Consider the following 18,009-nt stretch of genomic DNA (forward strand, 5'->3'; position numbering starts at 1 on the left):
ATACCGCGCACGGTGCATGCTGTAGCGGTGACCGAACTGCCGATGTTCCCGCTCGGTGCCGTGCTCCTCCCCGGCGAGGAACTGCCGCTCCGCGTCTTCGAGCCGCGGTACCGGCAGATGGTGGAGCAGTGCCTCGCGACCGACGGCCGGTTCGGCGTGGTCCTCATCGAGCGCGGGAGCGAGGTGGGCGGCGGCGACGTGCGCACCGACGTCGGCACCGTGGCACTCATCGACCGGTACGTACGCCGCCCGGGCGGGGAGTTCACGCTGATCTGCCGGGGCACGGACCGGGTCCGGATCGAGCGGTGGCTGCCCGACGATCCCTATCCCCTCGCGGAGGCGGAGAACTGGCCGGACGAGGTGCAGCCCGCCGTCGACCTCATCCCACTGTTGAGCAGGCGCGGCGAGATCGAAAGGCTCGCGGCGCGACTCGCCCGCAGCGAGGGCGGCAGGCCGCGCGCGTGGCCGAAGCTCAAGCTCCCCGAGAACCCCGCGGAGCGCAGCTACTACCTCGCCCGGGCTCTGCCGCTGTCCGACGTGGACAGGCACCGCGCACTCGCCGCTCCCGGCCCCGCCGACCGGGTGCGGGTGCTCACCGAGGCCCTCGACGACGTGATCGCGACGCTGAGATTCCGCCTGCAGTAGCGATCCGGCGAAGTAGACCGTATGGTCTACCTAGTAGGTGGGCGCCGATCGAGAGGACCGCCGTGTCACGACATCCAGATCCGGCTGCGCAGCGACGTGCGGCGCGGAAGTTTCAGCGCGAGAGGCTGATCGGGCGATACATCGCCAATCCGATCGTGGGCGGGCTGCAGCGCCTCGGCGTGCGCACCTCGCTCGCGACCACCTTGGAAACCACCGGACGGAAGAGCGGCGAGCCCCGCGCAGTGCCGGTCGCGGCGACCTTCGACGACGAGGGCGCCTGGATCGTGAGCCAGCACGGCCGCCGGTCCGGCTGGGCGGTCAACATGACCGCCGAACCCGAGGTCAGGATCCTGCAGGGCGGGACCTGGCGCACGGGCATCGGCGCCTTCCGCCCGGAGGACGACACGCATGCCCGCATGCGGACGTTCGCACCCAGCGCCGCGCTCGCGGGAGTCACCGCGTCCGCGTTCCGGGCGCTCGCCTCCGATCCGATCAGCGTGCGCATCACGTTCACCGATGCGCCCTGATTCCGCCTAGCGGTCGCCGTACATCGCGAGCAGCGACGCCTCGACGTCGTCGAGCGGCTGCGTGGATCGCGTCGCGCTACTCACGATCACCGCCCCCTCGATCGCGGCGATGATGGTGGTCGCCGCCCGGCGCGCGGCCGTCGCCCCTCTGCCGTCCTCTTCGAATCGGTTCGCCAGCAGAGCGATCCAGGTCTCGAACACCTCCCCGGCCGCATCGGCCGCCGCCCCGGAGTCCGGCCTCCCCAAGGTTGCGGCGACGATGGGGCAGCCCGACCTGAATCCCGACGAGACCAAGACACGACGCCACGTCGCACCGACTCGTTCGACCATGTCGGTGCGGCCGGTCGACTTCGCTATCGCCGCCTCGATCAGGCCGGTGATGTACCCGCCCGCCGTCCGCGTCGCGGCGTCCACGAGTTCGGACTTTCCACCGGGGAAGTTGAGGTACACGGTCCGCCGCGAACGGCCGCTGCCCTCGAGGATGTCGGCGATACCGGTACCGGCGACACCGCGCTCACGCATCAGCTCGATGGTGGTGCGAATCAGGTCGTCCCTCGAACTCATCTGCCCGCCTCACTGGTCGTCCGCCCCGGCGAGTCTTGCGCACCACCCGCCGGATCCGCCACTATACCGATCGGTATACTCGCAGGGGACGGATTCCGTTCCGAACGATCGAAGGAGCTCGCATGTCGCCGACCACCGAGGTTCCCAGCGGACTCGAACTGCTCCGGGCCGCAGCACGATTGCCCGCAGCGGAGCACGGCATCGGCGGCCTGCTCGGCATGCGCATCGACGAGGTGAACGAGGGAGAGGTCACCTTCAGTCTCGATACCCGGACCGATTTCGCGAACCCCCTCGGCAGCGTGCACGGCGGGATCTGCGCCACCCTGCTGGACTCCGTGATGGGCTGCGCCGTACACACGACCCTCGGCCCCGGGATCGGCTACGGCACCCTCGAATTGAAGGTCAACTACGTCCGCACCGTGCCGACCGACGGCGTCCGCCTCACCGCGACCGGCCGAGTGATCCACGCCGGCCGTCAGGTCGCGACGGCGGAAGGCAGGGTCGAGGACGAGCGCGGACGGCTCGTGGCGCACGGCACCACCACCTGCCTGATCTACCCCGCGACCACGCCGTAGTCCGGCCCCGTCCGAGCGCCGTCGACGAGCGGCACTCGGCCGGACACCCGGGGGTTCACCGGCATGGTGGGGGTTGCGACCCGGTTGAGCGAGAATGAGCCCCATGGCCCTCGAGGAGACCGGACGCTGATGCACATCGACGCCGTGCGCGCCGCGCACCCCGCCTGGCGACGAACGGGCTTCCGGTACTTCCCGTACGCCGCGTGGCACGAAGGTGCCTGGTGGGTCCTGCGGGTCAATCACGGCTTCCCCGAACATGATCTGTTCACACTGTTCGTCGACGGAGCGGCGGTGGCAGAGGCCACGCCGGCAGAAGGCTTCTGTCCTTTCGACGCGAGCCTCGCGACGCTCGAGCCACTGAGTGCGGGCCGAGAGCCTCTGTTGGATCCCACGAGCGCCCGCGCGGCGATCGAACCGGTCGCCGCGTTCGCCGACTTCGGCAGCGAGGACGGCGACACGTGCGACTTCTGCTTCAACGACAAGGACGGCTACGCGCCGATGTGAGAACCCCCTGCGGCATCGACGATCGCGGCCGCCAGGTCGCGCGCCCGGTCGAGCTCCGCGTCGTCGCCGAAGAGTTCGCGACGCGTGTTCGCCGCGGCGAGGTAGGCGTCGACGCGGAAGCAGTCCGTCGCGGGGTCCGGCGACCCCGCCGCGGCCAGCTCCCTTTCGAGCAGATCGAGCCACTCCCGCTTGAGTTCCCGCACTGCGTCGGCGACCGGTCCCATTCGGTGCCCGTACTCGGTGGAGCTGGTGGTCACGAAGCAGCCGCCGGGGAACGTGCCGGCACGGAGGTAGCCGACCCAGGCGTCGAGGAGCGCGCGCAGACGGTCCGCGCCGGGCGAGGCCGCCAGTGCCGGCCGGATCACCACATCGACGTACACGCGCCGCGCCTCCGCGACCGCTGCGACCTGGATCGCCTCGCGCGTGGGGAAGACGGTGAGGATGCCACTCTTGCTCACCCCCGTCGACGAGGCGAGGCCTCCGACGGTGATGCCGTCCAGCCCGTCGACCGTCGCGACGTCGGCCGCGGTCCGCGCGACCAGCCGCCGGGTGGCGTCGCCACGCGCGCGCCGGCCGTCGCCGGCCGCCGGTTTCGTCATACCTTCACTGTAGCCACGCGGACCGGCCTGGACGGGGCGCCGCCCGGGGGCGTACCGTCGAGCCATGTTTACGACCGATCGGTCGCACATGATCGGAGGACCATGCCCGACAACGCGTCCACGCCGCTCCTCGAGCGCAGCGTCACCATCGCCGCTCCGCCCACCGCGGTCTGGGAGGCGGTCGGCGACGTGCGCCGCATGCCTGAATGGAGCCCCCAGGTGACGTCCGTGCGACTACGCGCGCCCGAGGACGGCATCCGCCTCGGTACGCGGTTCACCAATCTCAACCACCTGGGCGACCTGGAATGGGTCACGCACGGCGAGGTCGTGCGCCACGAGCCCGGCCGGGCGATCGCCTTCCGCATCGAGGAGAATTACACGGTCTGGTCGTTCACGCTCGCAGCCGACGGCGCCGGCACCGTCCTCACGCAGCGCCGGGACGCGCCGGACGGGATCTCGCAGTTCTCGCTCGACCTCACGGAACGCCACCTCGGCGGCCAGGAGGCGTTCACCGCCCTGATGCTCGAAGGCATGGAGCAGACGCTGGCCGGAATCCGATCCTCCGCCGAGGCGGCCATCAACCGGTGACTCCCGCACGGCCGCTGGAGGATTCATGCCGCCGCGGGCGGTGGCGCGTCGAGGTCGTCGCAGAAGTAGAACGCCGCCGCGTCGAGATCGCCTCCGCCGGGATGGGGCCGACGGGTCAGCAGCCGAGAGAGCGTCACCGAATGGTGGAACGGCAGGTCCGCCGGGTCGGCCAGATCGGCACACCCGCCCGCGACCGGGTGCCAGGCGTCGTCGCCCGCCACCCGGCAACGCATGTGCGCCCGCCCGGACGGCGTGCACTCGGTGACCACCTCCACGGTGCCGACGACGCGGGCGCCGTCCTCGGTGGGGAGCGGATGCTCGGCCTCGATCGTCGCGGAGAGCCGATGCAGAGTTCTCATGACGTCGTCATCCTCATGGACTCCTGGGGGCCGGTCGGAACGAGAGGCGAGAAGGAGAGTCGGGTCGGGGGCTCCGACCAGCCCGTCAAGGGGCCCCCGACCCTCGCAACGTGGTCCGCCGCAGGTCCTGCTAGATGAAGAAGCGTCGTCCGTCGATGGTCAGTACCTCGTCGCGGCGCACCCAGGGATAGTCCTCGATCAGGGTGTCGAGGTCGACGGTGCGCGCCTGCTCGGCGAGATCCGCGGGGTCGGCGTGGGGAACGTCGGCCTGCGAGGGGTGCAAGCGGTGATCACTGGCGTGGGGCATGCCCGCTCTCCGATCCTGGTCGAGGGCGGCGGCGGAGCCGATCGTCCCGCCGCCGCACCGGGACTATCCTGTTGCGTCGGTGCGCGCGTCGCCGTCGGCCGTACCCGACGCGACGGCGAGTTGCTCGCACTGCGGTTCGTCGGAGCCCTGCTCCACGACGATCCGGCGCGGTTTGGCACGCTCGGCGATCGGAATCGTCACTGTGAGAACGCCGTTGTCGTAGCGCGCGGCGATCCCCGCAGTGTCGATGCTCTCACCGAGGGTGAGCTGCCTGCGGTAGACGCCGGAGAAGCGCTCGCTGGTCAGCCATCGGACGCCGGAATCGGACATCGCCGTGCGCCGGCCGGTGAGGGTGAGAACACCGTTCTCCACGTCGACGTCGATCGAACCCGGGTCCGCGCCCGGCAGATCGGCGGTGAGGACGTAATGGTCGTCCACCTGATAGAGATCCATCGGCATGAACCGCGGCGACCGCGGCGACCCGGCCTCCCGGCCCGCAGCGACCAGGCCCTGGGTCACAGCATCCAACTCGGAGAATGGATCGAACCTCAGCACAGCAAACACCTCCCGTGAACTCCAGGCCGCCCGCCACCCTGACGGGCGACTCATCAACTGTGCACTTCCAGTTTTAGCACTCTCCATGCCCGAGTGCCAGACCTTTGTCCGCCGACCTTCAGCGAGCTTCCAAGAGCCGTCCCGAGGAGCCCTACTCGCCGGCGCGAGAACCGGCCGCCGCTGCGGTCACCAGCCCCTCCAGGTACCCGATCACGTCGTCGAGGGGTTCGACGGACCGCTGCACCCGGCACAGGATGATCGCCCCCTCGATCGAGGCGATCGCCATCGTCGCGAGGCTCGCGGCCGCGCGCGACTCGATCCCGTCGACGGCCATCGCGGCGGTGAGAACGTCGCGCCAACGCCCCATCGTCTCCGCGACCGCCGGCCGGAGGTGATCCTCCTCGGACGAGCCCCCCACGGCGACGGAGACGACGGGGCACCCGGCGGCGAAGTCCGAGTCGCGCAGAACGCTCGCCCAGAAGGCGGAGAACCGGTGCAGCGCTTGGATCGCGCCGTCGCCCGACGCTCCCTCGATGAGTGCGGTGATGGAGTCCCCCGCCAGATCCAGGGCGTCGGCGACGAGTTCGGCCCGGCCTCCGGGGAAGTGGTAGTAGACGGATCCGCGCGGCGCGCCGCTCCGCTCGAGGACGGCGTCGATCGTCACACCCGCCGCGCCCCGCTCCCGCATCAGATCGACGGCGCTGAGCAACATGCGCCGTCGGGTGTCCCGCCGTGGTGCCACGTTCCCGATCCTCCCTCACCTCTTGCTATGAATTATGGCCTAGTCCATACTAGGCCCATGAACGGCGCATCGACCAGCACCGACTGGCAGAAGTCCGCGTGCATCCTCTGCGAGTGCAACTGCGGCCTGGAGATCCAGGTGGAGGACGGCCGTCTCGCGAAGATCCGCGGCGACAAGGAGCACGCGACCTCGCACGGTTACACGTGCGAGAAGCCCCTTCGCCTCGACCTCTATCAGAACGGTCGCGACCGGCTGACCTCGCCGCTGCGCCGGCGGCCCGACGGGACCTACGAGGAGATCGACTGGGACACCGCGATCCGGGAGATCGCCGCACGCCTCACGGCCGTCAAGGAGAAGCACGGCGGCGAGCGGATCCTCTACTACTCGGGCGCGGGCCAGGGCAACCACCTGCCCGCGGCCTACGGACAGTCGCTGCGCGCCGCGCTCGGCACCCGCTACTACTCCAACGCACTCGCTCAGGAGAAGACCGGCGAGGCGTGGGTCGACGCGCAGCTGTACGGCACCCACACGAAGGGCGACTTCGAGCACGCCGAAGTGGTGATGTTCCTCGGCAAGAACCCGTGGCAGACGCACTCGTTCCCCCGCGCCCGGCCTGTGCTCAAGGAGATCGCCAAGGACCCCGGGCGCTCGATGATCGTGCTCGACCCGCGCAGGAGCGAGACGGCGGCGATGGCCGACTTCCACCTGCAGGTCCTCCCCGGCACCGACGCGTGGTGCCTCGCGGCGATGCTCGGCGTCCTCGTCGAGGAGGACCTCCTCGACCACGACTTCGTCGCCGAGCACACCGACGGCACGGAGGAGGTCCTCGACGCCCTCCGCCGGGTCCCGATCAGCGCGTACGCCGCGACCTGTGGCGTCGACGAGGATCTCCTCCGCGCGGCGACGAGGCGCTTCGCGACCGCCGCCAGCGCGACGACGTACGAGGACCTCGGCGTGCAGCAGGCACCGAACAGCACCCTGGTCTCCTACCTCAACAAGCTCCTATGGATCCTGACCGGCAACTTCGGGCGCCCGGGCACCATGTACCTGCACTCGTGGTTCTCCTCCCCCGTGGGCGCCCCGGGCGGAGACCCCCGGCGCGCGGGCCGCGCACCGTCGAGCCCCCTGAAGAAGAAGGCCCGCAGGACGATCGCGGACGCGGTCGCGCTCGGCGCCGGCGGCATCGCCCGGGCGGTCCCCGCCGCGGCCGCCACGCCACTCCCCGATCGCATCGTCGACGGTGCCGCCCACGCCCTGCTCACCCGGATGGCGCCGATGCTCAGCGCGGGCCTCGCCGCGGAGCAGCAGCCCAAGACCGAGCGTCAGACGCCCGTCACGGGCGCGCGGGTGATCGCGGGCCTCATCCCGTGCAACTCGATCGCCGACGAGATCCTCACCGATCACCCGGAACGCCTGCGGGCCCTGTGGATCGACAGCTCGAACCCCGCCCACTCGCTGCCGGAGTCCCGTCGGTTCATCGACGCGATGCGCGCCTGCGAACTGACCGTCGTGGTCGACGTCGCCATGACGGAGACGGCCCGCGAGGCGGACTACGTGCTCCCCGCGTCCAGCCAGTACGAGAAGTGGGAGTGCACCTTCTTCACGATGGAGTTCCCGCACAACGCCTTCCAGCTCCGCGCACCGCTGCTCGAGCCACGCCCCGGCACGCTGCCCGAGCCCGAGATCTACGCCCGCCTGCTGCGCGAGCTGGGCGCGGTCGACGAGGCGCTCCTCGCGCGACTCCGGACCGCCCTGACCGCCGGCGACGACGCCTTCGCGCTCGCCCTGTTCTCCGCCGCCGCGGCCGACCCCTCGCTGCTGAGACTCATCGGGTACGTGCTGTACGAGACGCTCGGGCCGACGCTGCCCGAGGGGGCGCGCGGCGCCGCGATCCTGTGGGGCGCAGCCCATCTGTGCGCGCTCTCCCACCCCGACGCGGTGGCGCGGGCCGGGTTCATCGGCACCGGCATGCGGCCGGGCCAACAGCTCTTCGATGCGATCCTCCGCGAGCGCTCCGGCGTCACCTTCTCCGTCGACGAGTGGGAGAACGCCTGGGACTACGTGCTGCGCAAGGACAACCGTTTCACGGTGGCGATCCCGGAGTTGCTCCCCGAGATCGACGCCCTGCGCGATGCGCCCTCGTCGTGGACGACGCCGGAGTTCCCGTTCGTCCTCATGGCGGGCGAGCGGCGGGCCTTCACCGCGAACACCATCATTCGCGACCCCGCGTGGCGCCGCCGGGACGCGGGCGGCGCGCTGCGGATCAGCGCCGAGGACGCGGAACGCCTCGGCCTCGAGCCCGCGTCGCGGGTGCGGATCACCACGGAGGCCGGGTCGTTGGAGTCGTCGATCGAGATCAGCGACATGATGCGCGCCGGCCACGTCTCCTTGCCCAACGGACTCGGGCTCGACTACCCGGGCGAGGACGGTCTCGCCCGGCCGGGCATCGCGCCGAACGAGCTGACCAGCGCCAAGCACCGCGACCGGTTCGCCGGTACTCCGTGGCACAAGTACGTCCCGGCCCGCATCGAGCCGGTCGCGACGTGACGACGACGGCGGGCACCGTGGGCGGCGTGATGCTGCGTCGCCCGACCGTGCACCCCGCCGACACCACGGTGCGTGCGGCGCGCGCCGCGTTCGCCGCGAGCCCCAAGCTCCACCTGCTCCTCCTGGTCCGCGACGGCCGGCTCATCGGCACGCTCGACCGTGACGACCTCGCCCCGCTCGGTGTCGAGGACGATGATCCCGCCCTCAGCGTGGCCGCGCTCGACGGCCGCACCGTCGCACCGGACGCGCCGGCCGATCTGCTCCGCACTGAGATGGTCGCGCGCGGCATCCGCCGCCTCGCCGTCGTGGACGATCATCTGCGCCTCCTGGGGCTGCTCTGCCTCAAGGCGAGCGCCTCCGGCTTCTGCACGGACGACGGCGTCGACGAGATGCGTCGGGGCCGCCACGCCTCCGGCGGCCACTGAGCTAGATCCCCCGCTCGTCTTCCACCATCGTCGTCAGGATCCGGCGCGCGCGCACCGCGGCCCGGTCCGCCTTGACGTTGACGTAACGCCGCGGGCTCGGGTCTTCGTCGAGGCACCGCTGCATGGTCTCGAGGACGGCGACGTCTCGGTCGGCCATCGCGTGGAAGACCCCGATCAACTGCTCGCCGATGTCGGGTGAGACCGCGGCGCCCCGCCACGAGATCTGCAGGAAGACATGGGTGACTCCGGAGGACTGGGGCGTGAAACCGTGCGTCCGCACGAGCTCCAGCTCCGGACCGGTCGCGCCGATGATGGTGTAGGTCTGCTTGTGCAGGCCCGGCGTCACGAACGTGCCCGTCTCCGTCCGGCCGAACGGCGTGGACGCGGTGGCCTCGTCCAGCCCCGTGACCGCGGCTTCCCACGGAGCCAGCGGCGCCTCGGGCAGTTCTCGCCTGTAGGAGACCGACACCTCGGAGACCTCGACGTCCTCCAGCGGCGGCAGCGCCTCGATGCCGGGCGGCATCATCTCCGGGTGCATCGCGACGACGTTGGAGAGGTCGAGGTAGTGCTCGTGCAGCAGTTGCAGGTTGGCGGCCACCTCGCGCCGCTCCCCGACGCTCGTCCAGCCGTCACCGTGCAACCACGGTGTCGCCGGCGGTGGCCGCAATCGTTCGCCGCCGGGCGTCCCCGCCCAGATCCAGACGAAGGGTCCGCGCTCGACGACCGGGAAGGCTCGCACCCGCGCGGACGAGGGCGGGTGGTCCTGGGACGGCACGCTCACCCAGCGTCCCGTCGCGTCGTAGGTACAGCCGTGGTAGCCGCACACGACGAAGTCGTCCTCTCGGCGTCCCGCCGACAGGGGGTAGGGCCGATGCGCGCAGCGATCCTCCAGCGCGGCGATCGCACCGTCGGAGAGACGGAAGAGCACGACCGATGTGTCGAGGACGCGCCGCGCAGTGAATCCGTATCCGACCTCGGCAGCGGTGGCGACGACGTACCAGCAGTCCCGCGGATAGTCGGCGGCGGGATGGTTCCGAGCAGTGTCGTTCATACGTCCAGCACCAGCTTCTTCGACAGGGAGCGCGAGACGCAGAGCATGATCGTCTCGCCCCGTTCCTTCTCCGCCTTGGACAGGATCGAGTCACGGTGCTCGGGCGTGCCCTCGAGCACGTCGGCCTCACAGGTGCCGCAGATGCCTTCCATGCAGGACCCGAGGACATCGACGCCGGCCTTCTCGACCGCGTCGAAGATCGTGGTGCCCTCCGGAACGGTCACGCTCACGCCCGAGCGCGAGCACACGACCTCGAACGAGTCGAGCGCGTCCTCGGACGCCGCGACCTCCTTGGCCGCGAAGCGCTCGATGTGCAGGCTGCCGTCGGGCCACGGCGCGCACGCCTCCTCCACGGCATCGAGGAAAGCGCCGGGGCCGCAACAGTAGACCACCGTGTCGGGCGTGGGCGTTCCGAGCGTCGCCGCCAGGTCGATCCTTCCGTTCTCGCTGCTCGGCCAGATCGTGACCCGCTCGGTGTCCTCGAATCGGTCCAGGAACGCCATCGACTCGCGGGAACGTCCGCAGTAGAGCAGGCTCCAGTTCGCCCCGCGTGCCCGCGCGGCCTCGATCATCGGGAGGATCGGAGTGATCCCGATGCCGCCGGCGACGAAGCGGTAGTTCGCGGAGGCGACCAACGGGAAATGATTGCGCGGACCACGCACGCGGACGGTCGTCCCCTCCGTCAGCTTCTCGTGGACGTACGCCGAGCCACCTCGGCCGTCCGGGTCGCGGAGGACGCCGATCTTCCACGTCGACTCGTCGGAGGCGCTGCCGCACAGCGAATACTGCCGCGTCAGCGACGGTTCCAGGAGGAGGTCGATGTGGGCGCCGGCAGTCCACGACGGAAGCGGTGCGCCCGTCGGGTCGCTGAGGGTGAGCTCGACGACCCCGTCCGCCACCTCGCGCCGGCCCGCCACCTGAACGTCGACCTCCGTTTCGGTGGTGGTGGTCGCTTCGCGGGACCGACGAATCGGTTGCCGAGCGGGAGCCCGTACCGCGGCGGGCTGCAGCCGCCGTTGGTCGCGGGGGCGAGGCTTCTGCCCGATCGGCGTCACCGTGACCATCATCTTCGTGTAACCCCGGACGAAGTTCGACTGGAGGTATTCCGGCTCCTCCAGCACCTCGATGTCCTCGAACCGCGCGAGCAACTCCTCCCAGAGGATCCGCAGCTGCAGTTCGGCCACGCGACTGCCCATGCAACGGTGCACGCCGATGCCGAACGAGAGATGGTGGCGGGCGTTGTGCCGGTCGATGATGAAGTCGTCCGGATTCTCGAAGGTGCGCTCGTCCCGGTTCGCCGAGGCGTACCACATGACGACCTTGTCGCCCTTGCGGATGAACTGACCGCCCAGGACGGTGTCCTTCTTGGCGATGCGCCGCATGTAGGCCAGCGGCGTCTGCCAGCGGATGTTCTCGTGGACGAACTTCGGGATCAGGCTGTGGTCTGCCTTGAGACGATCGAACTGGTCCGGGAACAGGTTCAGTGCGTACACACCGCCCGACATCGAGTTGCGGGTGGTGTCATTGCCGCCCACGACGAGCAGGATCAGATTGCCGAGGAACTCCATCGGCCTGTTGATCAGGTCCTTGGTGTCCTCTGACATCTGCATCAGGGTGATCAGGTCGTATCCCGGCTTCTCGCCCGCCTTGAGGCGCGCCGCCTTGTCGTGCCACAGGGCGCTGAAGCTCTTCGCCATCTCGGCGGCGCCCTTGTACATCTCGTCCATGTCGACGTCGCCGCCGGTGGCCGCCGCGCTGGCACCTGCCAGCTCGGTCCAGTGCACGAGCTTGCGCCGATCCTCATAGGGGAAGTCGAGCAGGGTGGCGAGCATGCGGGACGTCAGCTCGATGCTGACCCTGTCCACCCAGTCGAACGGTTCGTTGACCGGCAGATCGTCGAGGACTTCCTGGACGCGCGACCGGATCAGTCCCTGCATCTCCTCGAGGTTCTGCGGTGCCACGACTCCCTGAACCGCTCCGCGCTGCTCGTCGTGGCGTGGCGGGTCCATCGCGATGAACATCTCGATGTCCAGGCCGTCCGGCGGTACGCCGATGACGATCTGCGGCTCGGCCGAGTAGGTCTCGAAGTCGCGGTCCACCGCGACGATGTCGTCGTACCGCGTGACCGACCAGTACGGCCCGAATTCGCTCGACGCCCGGAAGTGAACCGGCGCCTCGTTGCGCAGTCGCTCGAAGTAGGGGCGCCACTGGCCCTGCCGCCACATGAACGGGTTGCTCATGTCGATCTCGGTCAGGCTCACCGCGTCGACGTCGGGGATCTCCTCCTCGACGAAGGCCGGCTGCCGGTCGCCCAGAGCCAGCGTCTTGGCCTTCTGGAAGAGGTGCAGGCCCTGGACTTGCCGTTCCATCGGGATGGTCGCCTGGGCCTTGTTCATGACCCGATCGAGAAAGCTCATGGTCCAACCGCCTTGCGGACGAAGATATGTGGACGCATCCAAACTATGCCGTCCACCGCGTCGCAAGGCCGGATTCGCGTGTTTCGATCGCCCCCGGAACAAGAAACGCCGGCCAGGGGATGTTTCCCCTGGCCGGCGACTCACCTACCGCACCCTCACAGCATGCAGCTGACGCAGCCCTCGACCTCGGTGCCCTCGAGCGCCATCTGGCGCAGTCGGATGTAGTACAGCGTCTTGATGCCCTTGCGCCACGCGTAGATCTGCGCGCGGTTCACGTCGCGGGTGGTGGCGGTGTCCTTGAAGAACAGCGTCAGCGACAGGCCCTGGTCCACGTGCTGGGTGGCGGCGGCGTACGTGTCGATGATCTTCTCGTAGCCGATCTCGTACGCGTCCTGGTAGTACTCCAGGTTGTCGTTGTCCATGTACGGCGCCGGGTAGTACACGCGGCCGATCTTGCCCTCCTTACGGATCTCGACCTTCGCCGCGACGGGGTGGATCGAGCTCGTGGAGTGGTTGATGTAGCTGATCGAGCCGGTGGGCGGCACCGCCTGCAGGTTCTGGTTGTACAGCCCGTGCTTCTGCACGTCGGCCTTGAGCGCGCGCCAGTCGTCCTGCGTGGGGACGTGGATCTCGGCGTCGGCGAAGAGCCCGGCGACCTTGTCGGTGGCCGGCTTCCACTCCTGCTCGGTGTACTTGTCGAAGAACTCACCCGAGGCGTACTTGCTGTTCTCGAAGCCGCCGAAGGACTGCCCGCGCTCCCGCGCGATGTTGTTCGACGCGCGGATCGCGTGGAACAGGACCGTGTAGAAGTAGATGTTCGTGAAGTCGACGCCCTCGTCGGAGCCGTAGAAGACCCGCTCGCGCGCCAGGTAACCGTGCAGGTTCATCTGCCCGAGGCCGATCGCGTGGGAGAGGTTGTTGCCCTTCTCGATCGACGGCACGGAGCTGATGTCGGTCTGGTCCGAGACCGCGGTGAGGCCACGGATCGCGGTCTCGATGGTGGCGCCGAAGTCGGGGCTGTCCATCGTCTTCGCGATGTTCAGCGAGCCCAGGTTGCAGGAGATGTCCTTGCCGATCTCGGCGTAGGACAGGTCGTCGTTGTAGGTCGACGGGGTGGAGACCTGCAGGATCTCGCTGCACAGGTTCGAGTGCGTGATCTTGCCGGCGATCGGGTTCGCCCGGTTCACGGTGTCCTCGTACATGATGTACGGGTAGCCCGACTCGAACTGCAACTCGGCGAGGGTCTGGAAGAACTCGCGGGCGTTGATCTTGGTCTTGCGGATCCGCGAGTCGTCGACCATCTCGTGGTACTTGTCCGAGACGTTGACGTCCGCGAAGGGCACGCCGTAGACCCGCTCCACGTCGTACGGGGAGAACAGGTACATGTCGTCGTTGTTCTTGGCGAGCTCGAAGGTGATGTCGGGGATCACCACGCCGAGCGACAGGGTCTTGATACGGATCTTCTCGTCGGCGTTCTCGCGCTTGGTGTCGAGGAAGCGGTAGATGTCCGGGTGGTGCGCGTGCAGATACACGGCGCCCGCACCCTGCCGGGCGCCCAGCTGGTTGGCGTAGCTGAACGAGTCCTCGAGCAGCTTCATGATCGGGATGACGCCCGAGCTCTGATTCTCGATCTTCTTGATGGGCGCGCCGTGCTCGCGGATATTGCTGAGCAGCAGCGCGACTCCGCCACCGCGCTTGGACAGCTGCAGCGCGGAGTTGATCGAGCGGCCGATCGACTCCATGTTGTCCTCGATGCGGAGCAGGAAGCACGAGACGGGCTCGCCGCGCTGCTTCTTGCCCGAGTTGAGGAAGGTGGGGGTGGCCGGCTGGAAGCGCCCGGCGATGATCTCGTCCACCAGATTCACGGCCAGCTTCTCGTCACCGTCGGCCAGCGTGAGCGCGACCATGCAGACACGGTCCTCGAAGCGCTCCAGGTAGCGCTTGCCGTCGAACGTCTTCAGCGTGTAGCTGGTGTAGTACTTGAACGCGCCCAGGAAGGTGGGGAACCGGAACTTCTTGGCGTAGGCCGCGTCGAACAGGCCCTTGACGAACTCGCGGCTGTACTTGTCCAGCACCTCGGGCTCGTAGTAGTTCTCCTCGACGAGGTAGTCGAGCTTCTCGTCCAGGTTGTGGAAGAAGACCGTGTTCTGGTTGACGTGCTGCAGGAAGTACTGCCGCGCGGCCTCCCGGTCCTTGTCGAACTGGATCCGCCCGTCCTTGTCGTACAGGTTCAGCATCGCGTTCAGGGCGTGGAAGTCCAGCTCGCTGTGGCCGGGGCCGCCGTGGACGCCGGACTGGCTCGCGGAGGGTACGAGGTCTTCCTGAGTTGCGGTCATGAGCGCGCGCTTTCCTTGTCGAGGGTGGAGACGGTTCCGGCGAAGAATTCGGTGAGCCCGGCGTGGACGCGATCCACGTCCTCGGTGGTGCCCATGAGCTCGAAGCGGTAGAGGTACGGGACCCGGCACTTGCGGGAGATCACGTCCCCCGCGAAGCAGAACTCTTCGCCGAAGTTGGTGTTCCCCGCCGCGATCACGCCGCGGATCAGGGAGCGGTTGTGCTGGTCGTTGAGGAACCGGATCACCTGCTTGGGGACGTATCCCCCGCCCGAGACCGCGGTCGCCTGCTTTCCCCCGCCGTACGTGGGGGTGATCAGGACGAAGGGCTCATCGACGGTGAGCGGTTCGGTCGCCCGCGTCACCGGGATGCGCAGTGCACGCATGCCCAGCTTCTCGACGAATCGGTGCGTGTTCTCCGACACCGACGAGAAGTAGACGACGAGCGGCGACGCCATCGCTACGCCGTGGCGGCGACCGCGGCGAGCGCCTTCACCCGGTCCGGGCGGAAGCCCGACCAGTGCGCATCGCCGGCGACGACGACGGGGGCCTGCAGGTAGCCGAGCGCCATGACGTAGTCCCGGGCCTCCGGGTCCTCGGTGATGTCCACCACGCGGTACTCGAGGCCGGCCTTGTCGAGCGCCTTGTACGTGGCGTTGCACTGCACGCAGGCGGGCTTGGTGTAGACGGTGATCTCGACCTGGCTCATGGATGGCTCCCCTTCGCTGGACGGTCCCGGAGACTGCTCGGAACCCGATTATCGACCTACGGACTGACAAGTTTTCTCGCCACGTTTACCTGCGTGAACTCGGTCGGCCCGCGGACCCCTCAGCGACGTCCTCATGCCTCCCGGACGGCGTTTCGGCGCGTCCGCTCTCGCAGTGGACTGAACACTACACCTAGTGGTGGCCCCGAGGAAGCGACACAACCACTTGCGAACAACATTCGTGAAATTACCAGCTCGCAAGACGGTCTTTCGAGCGTTTTTCATCGTGAATCCCCAGGACACGCCGAGGATCGACGACACGCCGATCCGACACGCCCGGCACCGTCGGAGACCCGCCTGCGGCGCCCCCACGGGTGGGCGCGGCGCCCCTAGCGGACGGGGGCGACGAGCCGCTCGAGGAGGTCGCCCGCGCGCTGCGCGACGGCGTCGTGCTCGCGCACCGACTTGCCGTCGAGGCCGGAGATGGGGAACTCCTCGACGAGCCCCTCGGGGACCTCGCCGCCGGCGATGGTGACGGCGCGCTCGGCGTCGGCAAGAGTTGTGTCCAGACGGTGGCCCACGCCCGCGAGGGCCACCCGCTTACCCGACAACGCACTGGAGCCGTAGGGGCGCGAGCCCCAGTCGATGACGTTCTTCAATACGGCGCTGACGGTGCCGTTGTTGGGCGGGGCGAGCAGCAGAAGGGCGTCCGCGGCCGCGATCCGGTCGCGGAGCGCCGCGGCGGTGGCCGGTGCGGCCTCGCCGTCGATGTCCTCGTTGTAGAAGGGCACGTCCGCAATACCCTCGGCGATCTCGACGCGCACCCCCGCGGGCGCGTTCGCGACGGCCACCTCGGCCAGCTCCCGGTTGAGCGAGCTGCTGCGCAGCGATCCGACGACGGCGAGCACGGTGATGTCCGACATGTTCCTCAGTTCTCCTGACGTTCTCCGGGCGACCGACCGGGCCGCATCCGCCAAAGTTAACGGACTTCGGTCCGGATTTCTTCCCCGGGATCATGGTGAGTCGAAAATCCGCACGGTAGGCTCCATCCGATGACCGGACCACTCCTCCCCCTCGCGCAGCCGCAGACCGAGCCGCGCCGTGACGCGGCCCGCAATCGCGAGCTGCTCATCGACGCGGCGCAGCGGCTCTTCGCCGAGCACGGCGTCGACGCGGTGAGCATGGACGCGGTGGCGCAGGCGGCCGGCGTGGGCAAGGGCACCGTCTTCCGGCGCTTCGGCTCGCGTGCCGGGCTGCTGCAGGCCCTCCTCGATCATGACGAGACCGAGCTGCAGCAGCGGTTCATGTTCGGACCGCCCCCGCTCGGCCCGGGCGGCGACCCCGTGCACCGCCTCACCGAGTACGGAAAGGCGCGGATGCAGCTCATCGCGCGCCACGGCGACCTCCTGCGCGGTGCCGAGCAGGCCGCCCGCGACCCGTACGACGAGCCGCCGTGGCGCGTGTCCGCGATGACGGTGCGGTCGATGCTCGTCGACGCGGGCCGCACGGCGAACACCGAGGTGTGGGCCGCGGCACTGATGGCGACGCTCAGCCCGGGATGGGTGCTCCACCAATTGGCCTCGGGCGTCTCGCAGGACGAGCTCGAAGCCGTGTGGGCGGAGCACGTGCGCCTACTGGCCGCGCTCTGAGATCTTCGCCAGGTACGCGAACCGGTCGTTCGCCACGCGCATGGCGATCTCGTAGGGCAGCGCGAACTTCCGCTTCCAGAAGTAGCCGAAGCGCGTGTCGAACGAGGTGTACACGATGAACCTGTTGTGCAGAACGCCGTCGATGATCGCCTGAGCCGCCTTCTCGGCCGTGACCTTCGGGAAAGCGTCGATCCCCTTGTTCACCTTCGGGTTCGAGCGGTCCACCCCGTTGATCTCGACGGTCTTCACCAGGCCCGTCTCGACGGCGCCGGGCACGACGACGGAAACGCCGATGCCGTGCCGGCGCAGGTCGTACCGGAGCACCTCGGAGACGCCGACGAGGCCGAACTTCGCAGCCGAGTACGCCGCGTGCCACGGCAGCGCGATGAGACCGGCGGTGGACGAGACGTTGACCAGCTGGCCGCCCCGGCCCGCGGCGATCATCGGCGGGAGGAAGGTCTCGATCACGTGGATCGGCCCCATCAGGTTCACGTCGACGGTCCGGCGCCACTGCTCGTGGGTGAGATTCTCGACGGTGCCCCAGACGGCGATGCCCGCGACGTTCATCACCACGTCCAGCGGGCCCGCGGCCGCGTGGACCTCGTCGGCGAAAGCACGCACGGCGTCGTAGTCGGAGACGTCGAACGCCCTGGACGCGATGACCTTCGCGCCCAGGGCGGTGACGTGGCGAGTGACGGCGTCGAGCTGCTCGGCGTTGATGTCGGTCAACACCAGCTCGGCGTCGTGCGCCGCGAGGAGATTCGCGGTAGCGCGGCCGATCCCGCTGGCGGCGCCGGTGACGAGGACCTTCTTCCCCTTCAGGTCCTTGATCGGCGGGGCCATGTGGACGAGCCGGACGATATTGCGGAGTGCCATATCAGCCAGCTTGCCAGATCGGGCCGCGCTACCGCTTCCC

General features: G+C 69.1%; 21 protein-coding genes. 8 read left to right on the forward strand and 13 right to left on the reverse strand.

Annotated elements, in window-relative coordinates; all coding sequences use genetic code 11:
- Nucleotides 1-42 precede the first annotated feature (42 nt).
- Complete coding sequence (locus BLW32_RS20755) at nt 43-645, forward strand: LON peptidase substrate-binding domain-containing protein (protein ID WP_082791192.1); 603 nt, start codon at nt 43-45, stop codon at nt 643-645.
- A 155-nt stretch (nt 646-800) separates the two neighbouring features.
- The gene (locus BLW32_RS20760; protein WP_225535748.1) at nt 801-1,172 is read left to right on the forward strand and encodes a nitroreductase family deazaflavin-dependent oxidoreductase; all 372 of its coding nucleotides are present in this window, start codon (nt 801-803) and stop codon (nt 1,170-1,172) included.
- 6 nt (nt 1,173-1,178) lie between these two features.
- Here BLW32_RS20760 and BLW32_RS20765 read toward each other — a convergent pair whose 3' ends face one another.
- A complete protein-coding gene (locus BLW32_RS20765; RefSeq protein WP_068739590.1) occupies nt 1,179-1,736 on the reverse strand; it encodes a TetR/AcrR family transcriptional regulator in 558 nt (185 codons plus the stop codon).
- A gap of 122 nt (nt 1,737-1,858) precedes the next feature.
- On the opposite strand from BLW32_RS20765, the gene BLW32_RS20770 reads away from it, so the two are divergent.
- Nucleotides 1,859-2,311 carry a PaaI family thioesterase gene (locus BLW32_RS20770; RefSeq protein WP_068521731.1) on the forward strand — a complete coding sequence of 151 codons (453 nt, stop codon included), beginning with the start codon at nt 1,859-1,861 and terminating at the stop codon, nt 2,309-2,311.
- Between the two features lie 129 nt (nt 2,312-2,440).
- Complete coding sequence (locus BLW32_RS20775; protein ID WP_068739592.1) at nt 2,441-2,815, forward strand: hypothetical protein; 375 nt, start codon at nt 2,441-2,443, stop codon at nt 2,813-2,815.
- Here BLW32_RS20775 and BLW32_RS20780 read toward each other — a convergent pair.
- Complete coding sequence (locus BLW32_RS20780; RefSeq protein WP_068521737.1) at nt 2,800-3,414, reverse strand: TetR/AcrR family transcriptional regulator; 615 nt, start codon at nt 3,412-3,414, stop codon at nt 2,800-2,802. The two genes, BLW32_RS20775 and BLW32_RS20780, sit on opposite strands and share 16 nt — an antisense overlap.
- A gap of 102 nt (nt 3,415-3,516) precedes the next feature.
- On the opposite strand from BLW32_RS20780, the gene BLW32_RS20785 reads away from it, so the two are divergent.
- Nucleotides 3,517-4,002, forward strand: a complete 486-nt coding sequence (locus tag BLW32_RS20785) for an SRPBCC family protein (protein ID WP_068521739.1) — start codon at nt 3,517-3,519, stop codon at nt 4,000-4,002.
- Between the two features lie 23 nt (nt 4,003-4,025).
- Here the strand turns inward: BLW32_RS20785 and BLW32_RS20790 are convergent, their stop codons facing one another.
- The 4 genes from BLW32_RS20790 to BLW32_RS20800 form a co-directional block, all read right to left on the reverse strand.
- On the reverse strand, nt 4,026-4,361 hold the full coding sequence (locus tag BLW32_RS20790; protein ID WP_068521741.1) for a hypothetical protein: 336 nt from the start codon (nt 4,359-4,361) through the stop codon (nt 4,026-4,028).
- A 130-nt stretch (nt 4,362-4,491) separates the two neighbouring features.
- The gene (locus BLW32_RS27800; protein ID WP_156486366.1) at nt 4,492-4,668 is read right to left on the reverse strand and encodes a hypothetical protein; all 177 of its coding nucleotides are present in this window, start codon (nt 4,666-4,668) and stop codon (nt 4,492-4,494) included.
- Nucleotides 4,669-4,731: 63 nt separating this feature from the next.
- Nucleotides 4,732-5,223 (reverse strand): Hsp20/alpha crystallin family protein, encoded by a 492-nt coding sequence (locus BLW32_RS20795; RefSeq protein ID WP_068521743.1) that lies wholly within the window; start codon nt 5,221-5,223, stop codon nt 4,732-4,734.
- 151 nt (nt 5,224-5,374) lie between these two features.
- The gene (locus tag BLW32_RS20800) at nt 5,375-5,965 is read right to left on the reverse strand and encodes a TetR/AcrR family transcriptional regulator (RefSeq protein ID WP_231857284.1); all 591 of its coding nucleotides are present in this window, start codon (nt 5,963-5,965) and stop codon (nt 5,375-5,377) included.
- Between the two features lie 57 nt (nt 5,966-6,022).
- Between BLW32_RS20800 and BLW32_RS20805 the strand changes: the two genes are divergently transcribed.
- A complete protein-coding gene (locus tag BLW32_RS20805) occupies nt 6,023-8,512 on the forward strand; it encodes a molybdopterin-dependent oxidoreductase (RefSeq protein ID WP_068739596.1) in 2,490 nt (829 codons plus the stop codon).
- Complete coding sequence (locus BLW32_RS20810) at nt 8,509-8,937, forward strand: CBS domain-containing protein (RefSeq protein ID WP_068739599.1); 429 nt, start codon at nt 8,509-8,511, stop codon at nt 8,935-8,937. Before BLW32_RS20805 ends, BLW32_RS20810 begins: the two co-directional genes overlap by 4 nt.
- Nucleotide 8,938: 1 nt before the next feature.
- Here the strand turns inward: BLW32_RS20810 and BLW32_RS20815 are convergent, their stop codons facing one another.
- The 6 genes from BLW32_RS20815 to BLW32_RS20840 form a co-directional block, all read right to left on the reverse strand.
- On the reverse strand, nt 8,939-9,988 hold the full coding sequence (locus BLW32_RS20815; protein WP_068739601.1) for an aromatic ring-hydroxylating oxygenase subunit alpha: 1,050 nt from the start codon (nt 9,986-9,988) through the stop codon (nt 8,939-8,941).
- The gene (locus BLW32_RS20820) at nt 9,985-12,405 is read right to left on the reverse strand and encodes a cytochrome P450/oxidoreductase (protein WP_068739602.1); all 2,421 of its coding nucleotides are present in this window, start codon (nt 12,403-12,405) and stop codon (nt 9,985-9,987) included. The genes BLW32_RS20815 and BLW32_RS20820 overlap by 4 nt, the downstream gene beginning before the upstream one ends.
- Before the next feature lie 155 nt (nt 12,406-12,560).
- The gene (gene nrdE / locus BLW32_RS20825; protein ID WP_068521845.1) at nt 12,561-14,741 is read right to left on the reverse strand and encodes a class 1b ribonucleoside-diphosphate reductase subunit alpha; all 2,181 of its coding nucleotides are present in this window, start codon (nt 14,739-14,741) and stop codon (nt 12,561-12,563) included.
- Entirely contained in the window at nt 14,738-15,196 is a 459-nt protein-coding gene (gene nrdI, locus BLW32_RS20830) for a class Ib ribonucleoside-diphosphate reductase assembly flavoprotein NrdI (RefSeq protein WP_068521847.1), read from the reverse strand. The genes nrdE and nrdI overlap by 4 nt, the downstream gene beginning before the upstream one ends.
- Nucleotides 15,197-15,198: 2 nt before the next feature.
- On the reverse strand, nt 15,199-15,447 hold the full coding sequence (nrdH, locus tag BLW32_RS20835) for a glutaredoxin-like protein NrdH (protein ID WP_068521849.1): 249 nt from the start codon (nt 15,445-15,447) through the stop codon (nt 15,199-15,201).
- 386 nt (nt 15,448-15,833) lie between these two features.
- On the reverse strand, nt 15,834-16,367 hold the full coding sequence (locus BLW32_RS20840; protein ID WP_068626923.1) for an NAD(P)H-dependent oxidoreductase: 534 nt from the start codon (nt 16,365-16,367) through the stop codon (nt 15,834-15,836).
- Between the two features lie 129 nt (nt 16,368-16,496).
- Here BLW32_RS20840 and BLW32_RS20845 point away from each other — a divergent pair, with 129 nt between their 5' ends.
- Nucleotides 16,497-17,093 (forward strand): TetR/AcrR family transcriptional regulator, encoded by a 597-nt coding sequence (locus BLW32_RS20845; RefSeq protein ID WP_068521852.1) that lies wholly within the window; start codon nt 16,497-16,499, stop codon nt 17,091-17,093.
- On the opposite strand, the gene BLW32_RS20850 is transcribed toward BLW32_RS20845, so the two are convergent.
- Nucleotides 17,076-17,969, reverse strand: a complete 894-nt coding sequence (locus BLW32_RS20850; RefSeq protein ID WP_068521854.1) for an SDR family oxidoreductase — start codon at nt 17,967-17,969, stop codon at nt 17,076-17,078. The genes BLW32_RS20845 and BLW32_RS20850 overlap by 18 nt on opposite strands.
- Nucleotides 17,970-18,009: the final 40 nt, after the last annotated feature.

Origin of the sequence: Tsukamurella tyrosinosolvens, from assembly GCF_900104775.1 — a bacterium.
Taxonomy (GTDB): Bacteria; Actinomycetota; Actinomycetes; order Mycobacteriales; family Mycobacteriaceae; genus Tsukamurella; species Tsukamurella tyrosinosolvens.

Coding starts and splice junctions, on each gene's coding strand:
- BLW32_RS20755 (WP_082791192.1), top strand. CDS start 43: ATGTTCCCGCTCGGTGCCGTGCTCCTCCCCGGCGAGGAACTGCCGCTC.
- BLW32_RS20765 (WP_068739590.1), bottom strand. CDS start 1,736: ATGAGTTCGAGGGACGACCTGATTCGCACCACCATCGAGCTGATGCGT.
- BLW32_RS20770 (WP_068521731.1), top strand. CDS start 1,859: ATGTCGCCGACCACCGAGGTTCCCAGCGGACTCGAACTGCTCCGGGCC.
- BLW32_RS20775 (WP_068739592.1), top strand. CDS start 2,441: ATGCACATCGACGCCGTGCGCGCCGCGCACCCCGCCTGGCGACGAACG.
- BLW32_RS20780 (WP_068521737.1), bottom strand. CDS start 3,414: ATGACGAAACCGGCGGCCGGCGACGGCCGGCGCGCGCGTGGCGACGCC.
- BLW32_RS20785 (WP_068521739.1), top strand. CDS start 3,517: ATGCCCGACAACGCGTCCACGCCGCTCCTCGAGCGCAGCGTCACCATC.
- BLW32_RS20790 (WP_068521741.1), bottom strand. CDS start 4,361: ATGAGAACTCTGCATCGGCTCTCCGCGACGATCGAGGCCGAGCATCCG.
- BLW32_RS27800 (WP_156486366.1), bottom strand. CDS start 4,668: ATGCCCCACGCCAGTGATCACCGCTTGCACCCCTCGCAGGCCGACGTT.
- BLW32_RS20805 (WP_068739596.1), top strand. CDS start 6,023: ATGAACGGCGCATCGACCAGCACCGACTGGCAGAAGTCCGCGTGCATC.
- BLW32_RS20815 (WP_068739601.1), bottom strand. CDS start 9,988: ATGAACGACACTGCTCGGAACCATCCCGCCGCCGACTATCCGCGGGAC.
- BLW32_RS20820 (WP_068739602.1), bottom strand. CDS start 12,405: ATGAGCTTTCTCGATCGGGTCATGAACAAGGCCCAGGCGACCATCCCG.
- nrdE (WP_068521845.1), bottom strand. CDS start 14,741: ATGACCGCAACTCAGGAAGACCTCGTACCCTCCGCGAGCCAGTCCGGC.
- nrdI (WP_068521847.1), bottom strand. CDS start 15,196: ATGGCGTCGCCGCTCGTCGTCTACTTCTCGTCGGTGTCGGAGAACACG.
- nrdH (WP_068521849.1), bottom strand. CDS start 15,447: ATGAGCCAGGTCGAGATCACCGTCTACACCAAGCCCGCCTGCGTGCAG.
- BLW32_RS20840 (WP_068626923.1), bottom strand. CDS start 16,367: ATGTCGGACATCACCGTGCTCGCCGTCGTCGGATCGCTGCGCAGCAGC.
- BLW32_RS20845 (WP_068521852.1), top strand. CDS start 16,497: ATGACCGGACCACTCCTCCCCCTCGCGCAGCCGCAGACCGAGCCGCGC.
- BLW32_RS20850 (WP_068521854.1), bottom strand. CDS start 17,969: ATGGCACTCCGCAATATCGTCCGGCTCGTCCACATGGCCCCGCCGATC.